Origin of the sequence: Bifidobacterium sp. MSK.13.1 (assembly GCF_019131435.1) — a bacterium.
Lineage (GTDB): Bacteria > Actinomycetota > Actinomycetes > Actinomycetales > Bifidobacteriaceae > Bifidobacterium > Bifidobacterium pseudocatenulatum.
The window spans coordinates 340863-356309 of record NZ_JAHOMM010000002.1; the positions used below are offsets into that span (position 1 = coordinate 340863).

The window sequence follows — 15447 nt, forward strand, 5'->3', positions numbered from 1 at the left end:
AGCATCGGAAACAGGGCGCGATTTCGCACGTCACGTGTCCTCAGAGATTTATATCCGAAACCGTTCTCGATCAACCGTTCTTCGACATGGAATCAGTGGATCTGATCGAGACCCGGATACAGCGGGAAGTCTTCGGCGAACTTGTCGACGCGAGCCCTGAGGGCTTCCACGTCGGCATCCTTGCCTGCTGCGAGTGCGGTTCCGATGATGTCGGCGACCTCTTCGTATTCCTTGTTGCCGAAGCCGCGGGTGGCGAGGGCGCTGGTGCCGATGCGCAGACCGGAAGCCACGCTTGCCGGACGCGGATCGAACGGAACGGTGTTGCGGTTGATGGTGATGCCGCACTGGGCGAGGAGGTCTTCGCCCTGCTGGCCGTCCATTTCGCTGTTGCGCAGATCAACCATGACGAGGTGGACGTCGGTGCCGCCGGTGAGGACGCTGATGCCGTTGTTCTTGACATCGTCGGACATGAGGCGTTCGGCGAGGATCTTGGCACCGTCGAGGGTGCGCTGCATGCGGTCCTTGAACTCCGGAGAGGCTGCGACCTTGAACGCGACGGCCTTGCCTGCGATGACGTGCATGAGCGGACCGCCCTGCTGACCCGGGAAGACCGCGGAGTTGAGCTTCTTGGCATAGTCCTGCTTGGCGAGAATGAAACCGGAACGCGGACCGCCAAGAGTCTTGTGAGCCGTGGAGGATACGACATCGGCGTACGGGACCGGGCTCGGGTGCAGTCCGGCTGCGACAAGGCCCGCGAAGTGTGCCATATCAACCCAGAACTTGGCTCCGACTTCGTCGGCGATTTCCTTCATGGCCTTGAAGTCTTCGATACGCGGGTAGGCGCTCCAGCCGCCGATGATCATGGCCGGGTGGGTTTCAAGCGCGCGCTGGCGGATGATTTCAGGATCGATGCGGAAGGTTTCAGGATTGACTCCGTAGGCTTCGGCATGGTAGAAACGTCCGGAGAAGTTGATTTTCATGCCGTGGGTGAGATGTCCGCCATGGTCGAGGGCAAGACCGAGCACGGTGTCGCCCGGCTTGACGAGCGCCTGGTAGACGGCTGCATTGGCCTGTGCGCCGGAGTGAGGCTGCACGTTGACGTATTCGGCGCCAAACAGGCTCTTGGCACGCTCACGGGCAATGGTTTCGATCTTGTCAACCTGCTCGCAGCCACCATAGTAGCGGCGTCCCGGATAGCCTTCGGCATACTTGTTGGTCAGCACGGAACCCTGAGCCTGAAGCACGGCACGCGGCACGAAGTTTTCGGAGGCGATCATCTCCAAGCCGTTCTGCTGTCGAGACAACTCAGCGTTGAGTACCTCGGCGATTTCGGGGTCTGCTTCGGCGATAGGCGCGTTGAACATGTCGTTCGGAGTTTGCGCGAGAGGCGATGCGGTCATTGAGCTCTCCTTGGCTTGGAGGATAAATACGTTGCCCGTACGAACGTGCAGGCTTAACGATGAAGTGTACGTGCACAAATCGCATGAGGGAATAGGGCGTTTCGAAACATGGAAGCAATCACGAAACAAGCAGGAAACAATCACCACCCATAAACACGCATCGTCCCATTCCACGGACGCCAAACACGCTTCTTCCCGCCCATAACGCTACACTCAATATTGTTTGACGTTCATTGTCCGTTCTATTGCTAAGGAAATCCAGTGACCACGTTCCACAGCACTCGCAGCACCACCGATTCACTCACCTCCAAGCAAGCCATACGCAAAGGCATCGCCGACGACGGCGGCCTGTTCGTAACCGACTCACTGGGCGAAACCCACGTAGACGTCGCATCTCTCGCAGGCAAGTCCTACCAGCAGATCGCATTCGACGTGCTGAGCGTGCTGCTGCCCGACTTCTCCGAAACCGAACTCAAGGCATGCATCGATGAAGCGTACGGCGCGCAATGGTCCGACGAAAAGATCACCCCGGTCAAGCCGCTCGGCGATGACTACGTGATGGAACTGTTTAACGGCCCGACCTCCGCATTCAAAGATGTCGCATTGCAGATCCTGCCGCGTTTCATGGCACGCACCACCCCGGCCGGCGGCGACGGCAACGAGAAAATCATGATCGTGACAGCCACCTCCGGAGACACCGGCAAGGCGGCGCTCGCTGGTTTCGCGGATGCCGAGGGCACAGGCATCACCGTGTTCTATCCGGAAGGCAAGGTTAGCCAGGTACAGGAACTGCAGATGAGCACGCAGGCTGGTTCGAATGTGAATGTCTGCGCGGTGAAGGGCAATTTCGATGACGCTCAGTCCGCTGTCAAACGCATTTTCGGTGATCGTGAGCTTGCCAATCGTTTGGCTTCCGATTCGCATGTGGTACTGTCTTCCGCAAATTCGATCAATGTGGGACGTTTGGTGCCGCAGGTCGTCTATTATTTCTCCGCTTACGCGCAGCTGCTCGAACAGCAGGTCATCAATGTCGGTGATGAGGTCGAGTTTGTGGTGCCGACCGGTAATTTCGGCGATATTCTCGCCGGATATTATGCGAAGCTGTTAGGCTTGCCGGTCAAGCATCTGGTTGTTGCGTCCGATAAGAACAATGTGCTGTTCGATTTCCTGACTTCCGGCACGTATAACCGTCAGCGTCCGTTCTATCAGACGATTTCCCCGTCGATGGACATTCTTATCTCCTCGAATCTGGAACGCATGCTGTATTACATGTCCGACAAGGACACTCGTCTGATCGCCATGCTGATGAACGATTTGAACCAGTGGGGCGCCTATGAGGTTCCCGAACCGATGCTGGCCAAGATTCGTTCCCTGTTCGGCACCGGCTGGGCCGATGAGGATCAGGTGCGTGAGATGATCGCGGATTGCTGGAACAAGAACCATTATGTGATCGACCCGCATACCGCGTGCGGTTATTACGTGATGCAGCAGATGCCTCGCGATCCGCTGACGCCGCGCGTGCTGCTGAGCACCGCCAGCCCGTACAAGTTCCCGCGCGTGGTCAACGAGTCCTTGGGTTTGGATGCTTCCGGCACGGATTTCGAATGCATGGACGTGCTTGCCGAGGCGACCGGCACTACCGCTCCGGCCGCGTTGCGCGGTTTGGAGACCGCCGACGTGCGTTTCGACCATGTCGTTGACATCGACGGTATGGAAGGTTTTGTCGAGCAGGCCGCCAAAGCTCTGTAAAAACTCTGTAAGCGAAGCATACTTTCACATCGTTAAAGCCATCTCCATCGGCCGTCCGCAATATGTGGACGGCCGTTTTTCGTCAAGGCTGCTACAGTTGCATGCTCGGAGGCGAACGAGCATGACAGCACCAACGATACCCGCATCTGAATCGGTACGACAGAAGCAACCGGCACAACAATCGAACCAGCCCGAACAGCCCCGGCGTAAGCATGATCGTCTCATCACCCGTGATATGGCGTTGGTCATGCTTGCGACGTTCTGTTTCATGTCGAGCAATATGCTTGCCAATCCGATCGTTGCCGGATATGCGGAATCGTTGGGCGCGGACGGCATGCTGATGGGTGCGGTGGCCGGGTCGATGAGTTTCATCTCACTGTTCTGCCGCCCTATCGCAGGCAATCTTTCCGACAAAACCAGCAAGCGCACACTTGTGGCGGTTGGCACGGTGCTCTATTTCGCCGCCGGACTGCTGTACTATTTCGCAAACTCCCCCATCATGCTCATCATGGCTCGCGTGATCAACGGCGTTGGTTTCGCATGCTGCTCGGTCTGCCTGGCCACGTGGATGTCGCTTTTGCTGCCGATCCGGCATATGGGTGCCGGCATGGGATTGTATGGCACGATGAACGCGCTGGCTATGGCGGTCGGACCGGCATTGGGTATTCGCGCGCAAAAATACATCGGTTATCGTCTGACGTTTTTGAGTTCGCTGGTGCTGGCGGTGATCATGCTGCTCGCCACACTGATGGTGAAGAATGGCGGACAGCCGGTACGCAAAAAGCAGACTTCCATAACGGAGAATCCCTCCACTGCCGTAGACATTGACGGTTCTGCTAGCGCAACCAAAAAGCATCGTTTTTCGATCCGTTCGATTCTGGAACCGCGTGTGGTGCCGTTGTCGCTGACGTTCATGATGTTTGCGATAGCGTATTTCGCAAATCAGTCCTTCATCGTGAGTTATGTTCAGTCTCGTCATCTGCCGGTATCATCCGACCTGTTTTTCATGTTTTACGCGGTCGCGTTATTGGTGTTGCGACTGGGCTTGCGCGACCTGTTCGACAGCAAGGGCTTCCGTTTCTGGCTGACGGTCTGCTCGTTGGGCATGCTGGCGATGCTCGCATGCATGACGTTCCTGTTCAATGATTGGATGCTGTTGTTGGCTGCGATTTTCACCGCTGTCGGCTACGGTCTGATGAGTTCAGTCACGCAGGCGCAGGCCGTGGTAATCGCAGGCCGCGAGCGCAGTGGTATTGCGAATAGTACGTATTATGCGGGTATTGATTTGGGTATGTCGGTTGGTCCGTTTGTGGGTGGTTTGGTGTATGGGCATTTGCCTGCTGTGTGGTTTTATCCGGTGTTTATGTTGGCGATGCCTGTTGCTTGGTTGATTTATTTGTTGTGTGTGAAGCGTGTTTCGCGGTAGTTGTTGGCATCGTGTGCGAGGTTTCTGCCGTAAACCAGTCCAAGCGCGTGTCGTTCTAACTGTTTTTGCGGTCGGTCGTATTTTCCATATACGGCAATATGACCGACCGACGCCCATCCTGGCTCGTGCAAGGCGTCCATGCCGAAGGGGAGATGTCAGGATCGGTCCTTGCCGCCGTATTCCGTTCCAGCCTTTCCGGCTATTTGACTTGGTGGATTTTGTTGCCTTTGACCATGTAGGCACGTCGGGCCATGTCGATCATGGGCTGGTCGAATCGGCTGTCTGTGTAGAATTCGTCCACTCGCACGTTGTCTCCGTAGAGTTCGCGGAATCGTTTGGGCTTGTTGGTGTTGAAGTTGAGGTAGTTTACGTTCAACGTGTTGTCGTCGATGGTGGACGAGACCAAATGTTGCACGCCAAGCCTGCGGCAGGCCTCGCCCACGGTGATGTCGAACGAGGCGGTGAGGATCGCATCGTCTTCGCGTGGCTTATACCAGGGTTTGATGCGCTTCATGTTCTGATCCCAGAAGGCGTTGACCAATTCTTCGAATTCCAACGATTCGGCAAGTTCGCTTAAATATCCGTGGCATAGCTTGACCACACCGTATTCCATTTGATCGGACGTGGTTCGTCCGAGCTTGTATTTGATGGCATAGCGCAGTACCGGGGCGATGTACCGCAATACTTTCGGATTGTATTTGGCCGAAAACAGGTACAGGTCGAACAGGCTTTCTCCGTCATAGATGGTTCCATCGAAGTCGAATACACGCATGTATGCAGCTCTCACTTCCTCGTATGCGCGCATTCAATACGCGCCATTGCACCTCATGCTAAAGTCCGAAGGCTGATTCCTTCTTACACCAAGGTGAACGGCCGGCGACCGCAATGTGCACAAATTGCACATCTCAATGCACATTCGGTTCATGTCACGTTTGGAAGGAGGAACCACCACAACAACACAGTCGGACCGCTATTCGCCCCATAGGAGCCGTTCGCGCTGCTGATACTCCTCATCGAACAACGGCTGGGCCTTCGTGTCGATGAGCTTGGCGAATTCCAGATCCTCATCTCGTTCCACCCGATGCTCAGCCATATTCCATTGGTCATGGTACGTGTAACGCAATGCCTCGGCATCCGTTTTCAGAACATGCGACCGGTAAAGGTCCCGTTCGAATAGAAGCGTATCAACCAGCCATCCTGGCTCGTCCGGAAACTTACTGATGCCATTGACGTACTCCGCACGATACGCGTCATGGACAAGGACAGGCAACGCATCGATACGCAAAAGCTCCTTGAACATGATAAGCCGTCCGATTCGACCGTTGCCGTCCGAAAATGGGTGAATCTTCTCAAACGTCCAATGGACACGGGCGATCTGATACGGCTCGTCCTCAAGTTTCGTGCACATATCAAACAGCCTGTCCATAAATTCGGGAACATCCTGCGGCAGCGCGGTCCTTGTCGGAGTGACATGATTGCCGATAAAGTTCGGCCGAGTCTTGTAGCCGCCCACGTTGAAAAGCGAGTCGGAGACCTGTCTGGTGCCCTGCTTGAGAATGGCATGCAGGTGACAGACCATATCCCGGTCCACCGGCTCATCAGCATGGTCGAGAATCCAACGGAACGCAGCAAAATGATTACGGGTTTCCAACGCATCATCAGGATTGACCTGTTCGCTGCCATCCGTGGTATAGGTACCGGTGGCAAATAGCTGCGCGGTCTGTTTGGCAGTAAGGGTGGAACCTTCCATATGATTGGAATTCCATGCGAACTGGATTTGCGTGGTCGTGTAAATGCCGTCACCATATCGAGTATCACGCTCTCGGATAAGACGCTCCACGATACGTTCCGCCATAACCCCATCCTTCCTTCATTCCGCTCGACTATCCTCCCATGGTAATTCATTTAGGCTAGAAACCGTGGTGGATGTCGTATATCCTGCAGGTTGGTTCCATGTCGAACGTGACCGTGTCGAACTGTTCGGGATGGTGTACGAACGTATCGATCAGTTTCCATTGGCGACGGCTGATGCCGATACGATAGTCCGGGCGGACCATAAGCACCGGCGCTTTCGGCTGGAGTTCCTCCAAGAGCTGCGCGCGCTGTTCGAAGCATTCATCATCGTCGATCCATACGATCGGCGCGGGTTCATTCTCTTCGCATTCGATGCGTACGCGTCGTTGGATGGTCTGCCATTTGCCTGCCTCACGTCCCCATTTGGTGACAGGATCGTACCAGGTGATGACATCGACCAGCATGGGATCCCATCCGAGCATCGGGTCGAGAATCTGACTGCAGTATGGCTGCCAGGTGGACAGCCACCACAATTCCACAATGCCGTCAACTGCCAACGCGTACATGGCGTCGGATAGTTCGCTGGACCAGTGGATGCGCCATGAGCCTACGGGCGTGTGGGCTTTTCGTTGCCGTCCAAGTGGAACGCTTTTTCAGGATTGTACATTTTCGCGTAGGGACTGTCGGGCTTCGCCCAGGTCATAACTTTGTTCACGCCGCCCCTGCGCAAAAGCTTGTCATCCGGAAAGGCGTTGAGCACCCCATCGAAATCCGTGAACACCACAGGCTTGGAAAACATTTTCAAATCCGTCATCACCACTCCCCTTTCAATCATCAACTATCTTCTTATATTGACCTTACGGTTTCCTCATTACGTTTTACCTGACAAATACTGACAGCACCGCCATCGTTTTATTTGCTATACTCGGATTGGTTCGACACGGACGCCGAACGACCGCAGGCACGAGCATAGGCAACCGCAAACATGGTCCATAGATGCGCAAAACATGATGCGCGGACGCATCCAAAAAAGCGGTCGCCATCACGCAAAGGAGCGAAACATGGCAGACGAATCATCGAAGATTCCAGAGAAAACCGTCGAACAAATCTTCGACGAACGTTATCCCCTCGACAAATGGGAGGATTCAAACTACTCGATACTCGACAAATTCTCAATGCGCGGCCGCAAAGGCTTCGTCACCGGAGCCGCAGGCGGTCTAGGACGCAACGCGGCGGCCGCGCTCGCCCAAGCCGGAGCAGACGTCGCACTAGTCGACCTGCCCAGCCAAGAAGACAAGCTCACCGAACTGGCGAAAGACATGAGCGAACGTTTCGGCACCAACGTCATCGCGCTCACCTGCGACGTCACCAACGTCGAACAAGTAGCCGAACTCAAAACACAATTGGTGGAACAGCTGGGCACCGTCGACTTCGCGTTCCTCAACGCCGGAGTCAACGTACCGGGCGACGATCAAGACGCCACCGAAGAAGTATGGACGCGCACCATCAACATCAACCTCAACGGCACCTACCGTACCGGCCGCATCGCGCATGAAATCATGCGCGAACACGGTCATGGCGGCTCACTGATCTTCACAGCCTCCCTGTCCGGACACAACGCGAACTACATGATGGGAAGTCCGACGCCGGTGAACGCGTATGGCGCCACCAAAGCGGCCATCATGGAACACTCACGTTACCTTGCTGCCGCGCTCGCCAAGGATGGTATCCGTTCCAACACCATCTCCCCCGGATACGTGTGGTCTGGAATTTTCAATGGCCGTATCGACATGCCTGGCCACGACGCCATGCTCGAGGTCGTGCCGATGCATCGTTTCGGCACGAATGACGAGATTGCCAGCACGGTGCTCTTCCTCGCCAGCGACGCGTCCTCGTACGTTACTGGCACTGACATTCGCGTAGACGGCGGCTACAGCGTCTTCTAATCACCGTACCCCATCTGATAAATGGCCGGTCGCAGCTAATGTGCTTCGACCGGCCATTTATCTGGTGATGGTTTCTAGAACATACCGCTACACATGCTTGCGGCGTATCAACGTACCGGCAGTGGTTCCGGCTCCTGCAAGGAGAAGCATGACCGCGATAATGGGAACGATGTCGGAGCCCGTGCGAGGCAAGTCCGCAGTCGGTTTTCCATCGGCCTTGCTGGCATTCTTGTCTTTCGAGGGCTGCTTGTCATTCGGCTTGGCCTCGCCACCGCCCGGCTGGTCATCAGGCTTCGTTTCCCGAAGCTTCAGACCGTCCAATGCCGTGTTAAGGAGCGTGGCGGCATTGGAGACAAGACCGTTCTGTTCGCTGCTGAACGTGGTGTTGTTCCACAGCGAGAGGACCTGCTCGTACGCTTCCGTGAGAGATGCGACCGTATCGTCCGTGTATTTGCCGAATTCGGCAAGCTTGGCCTGTGCCGCCGCGATCGGAGCTTCGAGCGCGCTCTTGTCGAGTTCGGTCGGATCATCATACATGGCCTGATATCCTGGGATGGTCAGTTTGGCGAGCTGATCGCACATCTTGGAGCAGAGGCGAGCGTTGAAGTTCATGACACTGAACCCTGCGCGGGACAAGTTCATCTGTCGGATTTCCAGATTGTCTGGATCGTAGGCGCCTTCGGCGAACGTCATGTCGGCCGATTCGCTGTCGGACGCGCCCTTGCCTGTTCCGCTGGTGTCGAGCGCGCTGCCCGTGGAGTAGTCGAACGGGGTGCCATCCTTGCCGCTCCATGCGTTGATGATGAGGCTCGACGTGCGGAACGGGTCAGATCCAACTCCTGCGTAGTTGTAGACCGCAATGTCCTTGCCGGAGGAAACGGTGTCGCCGTTCTCATCGACGAAGTAGATCGGGTTGCCGTCGACGTCGAGCGGATACCCGTCGGGACCCCACACGTTGTCGGTGATCACTGCGAGACCGTCACGGTCGGTATAGCTGCCCATGCGGGATTCGCGATGCCATGCGTTGCCGGTCGTGGCCGTCGGATGCGGAAACAGTTCGGCTCCGGACGCGGCATAATAACGACCGAGTTCCGGATAGAAGTGGCCGTCTCAACAAATGTCGATACCGGCCTTGAGCGGCTTGCCGTCCGAGCCGGTCCACTCGGGCATCTCGAACATGACCGGCGTGCTGCCAGGCAACGACCATGCGGTTTCCTCGGATCCGGCGCGATGCATCTTCTGGTAGGAGTCGGTGTGCCCGTCAGGGAACGCTATGGCGGCAGAATTGTAGACCTTCCGCACGCCGTCGCTGTCGGTGATGAGACTCTCGGTGATTTCAGCTTGGGAGGCCGCCATCTTGTATGCTGCGGAGTCTAGGTCGCTTGAGGAAACGTAGCCGGTGAGTGCCGCGACGAAGGCCATGGTGGCGCACAATGCGACGCTGCCTACCGCCGCAACCGCCATGTTGAGCTGTCGTTTGAACCATATGGATTTCGCGGTGACGTTCGCTGCCGCGTCTTTGTTCTCCGTTGTCGTACGGTGCGACGTGGATGTCCCTCTCTTCAACGCGCCATGCTTCCCCGAAATTTCCCCGTTCTGGAAAACATCATAGGAGATAAACGGAATTGTATGACAGTTCGTTTTCCACTTGGCTTCTGAATTCCGAAGAGTAGCTAAAGAGTACTCATGCCCGATTCTGCGAGCGCGATCATTTGACGTTTCCTTTGTTGTTGAACACCGTTTTGCTCATATCTCGCTTATGTATGGCAGATTTGCGAACTTGTCCGGAGATATCTTGCTTATATATGGCAGGTCAGTCCGTCAAAGCAGTAGGTAGGGGGCATGAAAAACCTCATTTTCGCGAAACCGACTGCCATATATAAGCGAGATGCCTCATGTCACATCCCGAAATCTGCCATACATAGGCGAGATACAGCCTGCTTTGCTCAGCACAAGGCCGACAGATCCAGAAAATGCGCACGATGACACGTTTCAAACCATACTTCGCGCAGGATCTTTTTCCGATTTGTTCCCTTGACAGGTCTGACGCCTACTGTTTGGAGTTCGCGGCGGCGCGCAACGAGTCAACGAACTGTGCACACGCAAAGGCGGGTATGATGACACCTATTCGCGCTTTGTATCGGCACGAAGTCCGAAGAACGATAAGGAGCAATCATGTCCGACATCAATTCGCCAGCAACCCCAGCAGCGCAGGACTCCCGTACATCTGCACGACTCGAAGCGGGGCTAACGGCCCCGGACTTTACACTTCCCAGCGACAACGGCGGTAGTGTCACGCTCTCCGCATGGCGCGGCCAAAATATCATCCTATACTTCTACCCTGCCGCGATGACTCCCGGCTGCACCACCGAGGCCTGCGACTTCCGCGACAACCTCGCACGCCTAAGCTCCCGCGGATTCACCGTACTCGGTATATCGAAGGATCCGATGGACAAGCTTATCCGATTCCGCGAGCGCGACCATTTGACGTTCCCCCTGTTGTCGGATGCTGATTTGACCGTGCATCGTTTGTATGGTGCGTACGGTGAGAAGAAATTGTATGGCAAGGTTTACGAGGGTGTGATTCGTTCGACTTTTGTGATTGACGGTGATGGAGTGATTCGTGTTGCCCGATACAACGTGCGCGCGAAAGGTCATGTTGATTCTCTGCTGCGTGCGCTTGATAAGCTTGATGGTTCCGTTTTCTAATCTGGAATGCGATGCCGCTTTGTTTATAGATCAGCTTTTTCGTGCGAATGACGCAAGCAGTGTCAGTAGCGGGTAGATGTCGAATTCCTGATAGTGGTCGTGCAGTGTGCCGATGTCTTCGAACATGGCTCTTCGGCGAGCCTTTCGAAGGTCTCGTAACGGCACGGGGCACGGCCTCGTATGAGAAGAGAAAAAGCGCGATGAGACTCAGACTTCCGACAATAAATCATCGTCTTCCGACATGTCAGCCCACGGCTTGCGTGTGCGGTTTGCTTGATCGTGTTGGCGGTGCGTTGGTTGATGAGCGTGAACGTTTGGAGTTGAAGGCGATTGAAATGCTGAAGGGACCGAAACGTCTTGTGCAGCCGGAGCCGGTGGATCATGCTTGGTGGGATGATGGTTCCGGCGTGTACAGCATCGGCTGAGGGAGCCGGTAGGCTGGGTGTGTAAATCCAGCAGAGAGGAACGTGCCATGGTGACGCGTCGTAATGATGAGCGGACGGTTGCGGGAAGGCATCGCATGATGAGGCGTGCCGACCGTGAGGTAACCGAACCACAGCAGATCGATGCGATTATCGCAACGTGCAAGATCGTGAGTCTTGCATACACCGATGCGGAAGGCATCACCATCGTGCCGTTGAATTTCGGATACGTGTTCGATGCGGAATCCAATCATCTCACCTTGTATTTCCATGGTTCTGCGACCGGACGTAAGATGGACGCGGTCAAGGCCGCGAACAACGCGCTTCCTGTAGCATTCGAAATGGCGACTGACTGCGAGGTGGTTGAGGGGCGTACGTTGTGCAATTGGGGCGAGGCGTTCAAGTCGATCGTCGGCAATGGCACCGCATCCATCATCGACGATCTTGACGAGGCACGCCAGGGGCTCGCACTGCTGATGAAGCAGCAGGCCGGCATGGAACATGCGGAATTCACCGACCAGCAGGTACGCGCCGTCACCGTATGGAAGGTGGAAGCGGACTATCTCACCGCCAAAGTACGCGAAAAGCCCCAGCCGCATACGCACTGACCTCATACCGCACCTTGACGCAATGATGCGCTGCTTCCAAGCCCGAGGATGGGAATTGGGAACAGCGCATCAGATGTAAAACGCTAGACCGAAGTCCGGCTGCGGCCAAGTTGCAAGTCAGGCCGTAACCCGGTCGAGATAAGGTTTCAAATCAAGCCTTCCGGCGGGAACGCCGCGCGTAGCTTCCTCCAAAAATCGCGGAGGACACCATCACGACGGTCGCCACGATGGCGGGCGTCACGTTTGAACCGGTTTTGGCGAGCTTGACCGCATCGCCGCCGTTCGCGGACGATTTCACCGGATGCTTCCGCTGGCCGTTCGCATCATTCGCACCCGGAGCCTTCTGCGAATCATCTGGTGTCGATTCATGGCCCGGCGTTTCAGGCTGACCTTCCTCATCCGTCAGTCGGGCATCAACCGTGGTTCCCTTACCATTCAGGCAGCTTTTCAGCTCGCTTTCCTTATACCAGGTCGAACCATCCGCAATTGGCGTGCAGGAATCGTTGAATCCGATTTCCTTTTCGTTGTACAGCATTCTGACCAACGGCTGATACGGCTGCCCCGAGACGTCCGTACCATCACGCACGACCACATCCCACTGCACATTCGCAGCCATCGGCGTCACACTTTCGCCACGCCACGGATTATTCTCATACGTGTACAGTTCACTCGCCTGCTGCTGCGATCCAGGCAGCTTCAGCAATGCCGCAAACGGAATAATGGTTTCGGCATGTGCGAATCGGAACGTCGCGGCGGTGCCGGCCCGCTCCCTCGTGTCGATCGCATTGAAGAAATCGTCGAGCAACGGCTGGGCAATGCGGTAGGTCTCATCCTGACCTGCGCGCCCCGGTCCCTTCTCATAGAAGTCCTCGGCATCAAGCGACCAAGCAAACGTCTTCGCCTCCTGGGCGTGCTGACCTTGGAAGTACTGGTCGAAATTGAACGTGTGGGATCCGGTGTTCTCCTGTTCCATATCGGCCGCGATGATGTACAGATTGTACAAATCCATTGCCGCGTCCTGTTCCGACGCGATCTTCTTCTTGGCGTCACCGCACGCGTTCGCATCCTTGGCAGGGTCGGCGCCAGCAGCGCAATTGGCCGCACCCTTTTTCGTGCCGTCAGCTGTGTTGTACCAGATGCGCTGGCCTTCCTCCTTGCCGATGGACGCGAGGAAATCGTCAGTGAAGATTTGAGAGAGCAGATTATGCGAAGCGGTGGTCATGGACGGATCGTTCGTCACGTTTTCCTCAGCTTCGGCGATGCCCCCATCATTCGCGACGAACTGCTGGTAACGTTCCGCGCGCTCCTTGGCCTCGCCCGTTTTCTGCGTACCATCCGGATTATCAGTCTTATGGAAATACAACGTGGTGGTGTTCTTGTCGAAATTCTTGCCGGAATTGTTATCCGCAGGATTATTCGGTGCTACAACCGCATTCGCCAGCAAACCGTTGGAAGCCTGATCGAATCCTAGTTTGAAATTCTCTCCGGATTCGGTTGCACGAGGCTCACCCGAGCTCTGGTATGAGACGCGCAGTCCCTGCTTTGCGGCATTGGCGAACAGATCAGCATCACGCTGGTATATTCTCTCACCAATGCCCTGATGCTGTATGGCGCCCTGACCAGAGAGCATGCCATACCCGTTGCCCACGTTGACCGCAGTAATGGCATTGACATTGTTGATGAATTCCTTGCCAACCTCTGGGCTAACGAATCCAGCATAATTGTTTTCCGCAGCAGACTGAGCCATCAGTGCCAGCAAAGCGTCATACTTGTAGCTCGACAGGCCACGCGAGCCATGCCTTGCCACAGACTCGGTGTATGCAAGATGGTATCTGCTCGGAATTGCTGAATATGATGTGCTCGCCGGTGCAACATACGGCTGCTTGCTGCTGTAATACCGGGCGGTTCCTTCCCCAGCCAAAGCCGCTGGCGTTGCGAGCATGGCCGCTGCCACTACAGCGCTTGTCAACGCGAGCATGCCACCGCCCACCGATTTGGTACCGCGTTTGCGCCAGGCTCCTGCCTGCCGCTGTTCCTTTGTTGCCGTATGGTTTTTCGCCATTATCCTCATTCTTCTACCTCTTCTGCTTTGCCACATTGAAGCTGTCAGACAAGCCAGCCCGGGCGACAAAATAGGCTCGGAGGGCGAACACGCAACGCCTTAAACGTGAACGATCGACAAATAATCCGCGAACCGTCGCTTAGAACTCAAGTAAGTTGCACAGCCGCAACTCCCCCACCCCATGGATTCACGATGCTCGACGTATCACAGAACCTGCTGGACAAGTTCCACCGATTTCGCTGCGGACACCCCCAATCAACGCACATCATTATGGCTGGCCGATTGTCGACTTGACACGTGGAAACGTCCCCGCCTTTCACGTCAGGACCGAAAACCCAAAGTATGCAAGAATCCGGACGTTACAGGATGCGGACGTTTTCTTGGAGACTGAATGAAAGGATTATCGTATGTTCGGTCCCGAGGAACGACGGCGCGGAGGGGTCCTTCGGACGCATGAAGATGGAGTCCGTCCATCCCGGGCATTGGGAGGAACGTACCCGCGACGAGGTGCTCGTCCCGGTCGACGACTGCATCCGCTGGTACGACCACGAGCGCATCAAACGGTCGCTCGGTTGGATGAGTCCGGTACAATACCGTCAGAGCCAGGGAATGGCTGCGTGATCATCTCCAAGAAAACGTCCGCAGCCCCTCTGCCATTTGCGATCAGTCATGGCACGCTGATTCCAATGGGTTTCAGCAGTACGCTGGATGACGCATTATCGCAAAGCGTCGAACACGCCATCAATATGATTGCCGCCATGTTCGAGATGCCACGTCAACAAGTGTACCTGCTGCTGTCGGCTGCCATCGACTTCAACGTGACGCAAGTCGTTGATATCACACCAAAGGCGTTCACGGTCTGATTGATCTGTCGATGTTTCAACAACTACCCGACTATGAACGGACGATACGCGATATTGGAAACAGCAGATGGACTGCCATGCGGCGCATGCCTTATTGGCCCAGCAGGCTCAGACAAGTCACTGATTGGTCTAGCCAAAGAACTCTATAAGGGAATGGAATAACAGATGGTTTCCCCAACAAACAATCATGCAGCAAGATAGCAACACCACCCAGGCGACGGATCGCGCCGAAACGGACGCTCTCTCCTTCGGCGCGAAGAAAATCGCAATCATGATTGGCGTGGGACTCATCGCCGGTTCCCTACACTGCCTATGTTGATGACCATGCCGTTGGCGTAGCTGATCTACCTGTGTTTCCGCCGTATCATCCATCCGACTCGCGCATAACCGTCCATACGGGAATCCTCGAACGCAAGTAAATGTCGCTTCCGTCAATCGTCGACCGCAAGAGGCGTTCATGGAGCGGCG

General features: G+C 55.7%; 17 protein-coding genes. 9 read left to right on the top strand and 8 right to left on the bottom strand.

Annotated elements, in window-relative coordinates:
- Positions 1-92 precede the first annotated feature (92 nt).
- On the bottom strand, positions 93-1400 hold the full coding sequence (gene glyA, locus KSY55_RS04315) for a serine hydroxymethyltransferase (protein WP_217749507.1): 1308 nt from the start codon (positions 1398-1400) through the stop codon (positions 93-95).
- A 261-nt stretch (positions 1401-1661) separates the two neighbouring features.
- Between glyA and thrC the strand changes: the two genes are divergently transcribed.
- Positions 1662-3149 carry a threonine synthase gene (gene thrC / locus KSY55_RS04320; RefSeq protein ID WP_034879619.1) on the top strand — a complete coding sequence of 496 codons (1488 nt, stop codon included), beginning with the start codon at positions 1662-1664 and terminating at the stop codon, positions 3147-3149.
- A 121-nt stretch (positions 3150-3270) separates the two neighbouring features.
- Positions 3271-4575, top strand: coding sequence for an MFS transporter (locus KSY55_RS04325; protein ID WP_270201604.1), 1305 nt, complete (start codon positions 3271-3273; stop codon positions 4573-4575).
- 199 nt (positions 4576-4774) lie between these two features.
- Here KSY55_RS04325 and KSY55_RS04330 read toward each other — a convergent pair whose 3' ends face one another.
- The 4 genes from KSY55_RS04330 to KSY55_RS09090 all read right to left on the bottom strand — a co-directional run bounded on the left by KSY55_RS04330 (position 4775) and on the right by KSY55_RS09090 (position 7183).
- Positions 4775-5347, bottom strand: coding sequence for a haloacid dehalogenase-like hydrolase (locus tag KSY55_RS04330; RefSeq protein WP_217749567.1), 573 nt, complete (start codon positions 5345-5347; stop codon positions 4775-4777).
- Positions 5348-5545: 198 nt separating this feature from the next.
- On the bottom strand, positions 5546-6430 hold the full coding sequence (locus tag KSY55_RS04335; RefSeq protein ID WP_217749506.1) for a Fic family protein: 885 nt from the start codon (positions 6428-6430) through the stop codon (positions 5546-5548).
- A gap of 55 nt (positions 6431-6485) precedes the next feature.
- Positions 6486-6935: a hypothetical protein gene (locus KSY55_RS09085; RefSeq protein WP_254881842.1), complete on the bottom strand. Its 450-nt coding sequence runs from the start codon at positions 6933-6935 to the stop codon at positions 6486-6488.
- A 41-nt stretch (positions 6936-6976) separates the two neighbouring features.
- Positions 6977-7183, bottom strand: a complete 207-nt coding sequence (locus KSY55_RS09090; protein WP_254881841.1) for a hypothetical protein — start codon at positions 7181-7183, stop codon at positions 6977-6979.
- A gap of 247 nt (positions 7184-7430) precedes the next feature.
- Between KSY55_RS09090 and KSY55_RS04345 the strand changes: the two genes are divergently transcribed.
- Complete coding sequence (locus tag KSY55_RS04345) at positions 7431-8315, top strand: SDR family NAD(P)-dependent oxidoreductase (RefSeq protein WP_021899007.1); 885 nt, start codon at positions 7431-7433, stop codon at positions 8313-8315.
- 87 nt (positions 8316-8402) lie between these two features.
- On the opposite strand, the gene KSY55_RS04350 is transcribed toward KSY55_RS04345, so the two are convergent.
- Together KSY55_RS04350 and KSY55_RS04355 are read right to left on the bottom strand one after the other, a co-directional pair.
- The gene (locus KSY55_RS04350) at positions 8403-9317 is read right to left on the bottom strand and encodes a hypothetical protein (protein WP_217749504.1); all 915 of its coding nucleotides are present in this window, start codon (positions 9315-9317) and stop codon (positions 8403-8405) included.
- 108 nt (positions 9318-9425) lie between these two features.
- Positions 9426-9881 (bottom strand): hypothetical protein, encoded by a 456-nt coding sequence (locus tag KSY55_RS04355; RefSeq protein ID WP_004222288.1) that lies wholly within the window; start codon positions 9879-9881, stop codon positions 9426-9428.
- A 609-nt stretch (positions 9882-10490) separates the two neighbouring features.
- On the opposite strand from KSY55_RS04355, the gene bcp reads away from it, so the two are divergent.
- From bcp to KSY55_RS04370, 3 genes are all read left to right on the top strand, one after another.
- Positions 10491-11024: a thioredoxin-dependent thiol peroxidase gene (gene bcp / locus KSY55_RS04360; RefSeq protein ID WP_217749503.1), complete on the top strand. Its 534-nt coding sequence runs from the start codon at positions 10491-10493 to the stop codon at positions 11022-11024.
- A 200-nt stretch (positions 11025-11224) separates the two neighbouring features.
- Positions 11225-11449 carry a hypothetical protein gene (locus KSY55_RS04365; RefSeq protein ID WP_217749502.1) on the top strand — a complete coding sequence of 75 codons (225 nt, stop codon included), beginning with the start codon at positions 11225-11227 and terminating at the stop codon, positions 11447-11449.
- Between the two features lie 47 nt (positions 11450-11496).
- Entirely contained in the window at positions 11497-12054 is a 558-nt protein-coding gene (locus tag KSY55_RS04370; RefSeq protein ID WP_217749501.1) for a pyridoxamine 5'-phosphate oxidase family protein, read from the top strand.
- A gap of 151 nt (positions 12055-12205) precedes the next feature.
- Here KSY55_RS04370 and KSY55_RS04375 read toward each other — a convergent pair whose 3' ends face one another.
- Positions 12206-13996 carry a histidine-type phosphatase gene (locus KSY55_RS04375; protein WP_226555814.1) on the bottom strand — a complete coding sequence of 597 codons (1791 nt, stop codon included), beginning with the start codon at positions 13994-13996 and terminating at the stop codon, positions 12206-12208.
- A gap of 573 nt (positions 13997-14569) precedes the next feature.
- Between KSY55_RS04375 and KSY55_RS04380 the strand changes: the two genes are divergently transcribed.
- From KSY55_RS04380 to KSY55_RS09220, 3 genes are all read left to right on the top strand, one after another.
- A complete protein-coding gene (locus tag KSY55_RS04380) occupies positions 14570-14737 on the top strand; it encodes an IS3 family transposase (protein ID WP_229030114.1) in 168 nt (55 codons plus the stop codon).
- Positions 14734-14979, top strand: coding sequence for an acetamidase/formamidase family protein (locus KSY55_RS04385; protein ID WP_022245241.1), 246 nt, complete (start codon positions 14734-14736; stop codon positions 14977-14979). Before KSY55_RS04380 ends, KSY55_RS04385 begins: the two co-directional genes overlap by 4 nt.
- Before the next feature lie 187 nt (positions 14980-15166).
- Positions 15167-15298 (top strand): hypothetical protein, encoded by a 132-nt coding sequence (locus KSY55_RS09220; protein ID WP_003810269.1) that lies wholly within the window; start codon positions 15167-15169, stop codon positions 15296-15298.
- The last annotated feature ends 149 nt before the right edge of the window (positions 15299-15447 follow it).

Bases quoted from the DNA above. Each gene is read 5' to 3' on its own strand.
- KSY55_RS04350 (WP_217749504.1), bottom strand. From the start codon at position 9,317: ATGGGCAGCTATACCGACCGTGACGGTCTCGCAGTGATCACCGACAAC.
- KSY55_RS04330 (WP_217749567.1), bottom strand. From the start codon at position 5,347: ATGCGTGTATTCGACTTCGATGGAACCATCTATGACGGAGAAAGCCTG.
- KSY55_RS04345 (WP_021899007.1), top strand. From the start codon at position 7,431: ATGGCAGACGAATCATCGAAGATTCCAGAGAAAACCGTCGAACAAATC.
- KSY55_RS04370 (WP_217749501.1), top strand. From the start codon at position 11,497: ATGGTGACGCGTCGTAATGATGAGCGGACGGTTGCGGGAAGGCATCGC.
- KSY55_RS04380 (WP_229030114.1), top strand. From the start codon at position 14,570: ATGAAGATGGAGTCCGTCCATCCCGGGCATTGGGAGGAACGTACCCGC.
- KSY55_RS04335 (WP_217749506.1), bottom strand. From the start codon at position 6,430: ATGGCGGAACGTATCGTGGAGCGTCTTATCCGAGAGCGTGATACTCGA.
- KSY55_RS04325 (WP_270201604.1), top strand. From the start codon at position 3,271: ATGACAGCACCAACGATACCCGCATCTGAATCGGTACGACAGAAGCAA.
- KSY55_RS09090 (WP_254881841.1), bottom strand. From the start codon at position 7,183: ATGACGGATTTGAAAATGTTTTCCAAGCCTGTGGTGTTCACGGATTTC.
- KSY55_RS09220 (WP_003810269.1), top strand. From the start codon at position 15,167: ATGCAGCAAGATAGCAACACCACCCAGGCGACGGATCGCGCCGAAACG.
- bcp (WP_217749503.1), top strand. From the start codon at position 10,491: ATGTCCGACATCAATTCGCCAGCAACCCCAGCAGCGCAGGACTCCCGT.
- glyA (WP_217749507.1), bottom strand. From the start codon at position 1,400: ATGACCGCATCGCCTCTCGCGCAAACTCCGAACGACATGTTCAACGCG.
- KSY55_RS09085 (WP_254881842.1), bottom strand. From the start codon at position 6,935: ATGTACGCGTTGGCAGTTGACGGCATTGTGGAATTGTGGTGGCTGTCC.
- KSY55_RS04365 (WP_217749502.1), top strand. From the start codon at position 11,225: ATGAGACTCAGACTTCCGACAATAAATCATCGTCTTCCGACATGTCAG.
- KSY55_RS04375 (WP_226555814.1), bottom strand. From the start codon at position 13,996: ATGCTCGCAACGCCAGCGGCTTTGGCTGGGGAAGGAACCGCCCGGTAT.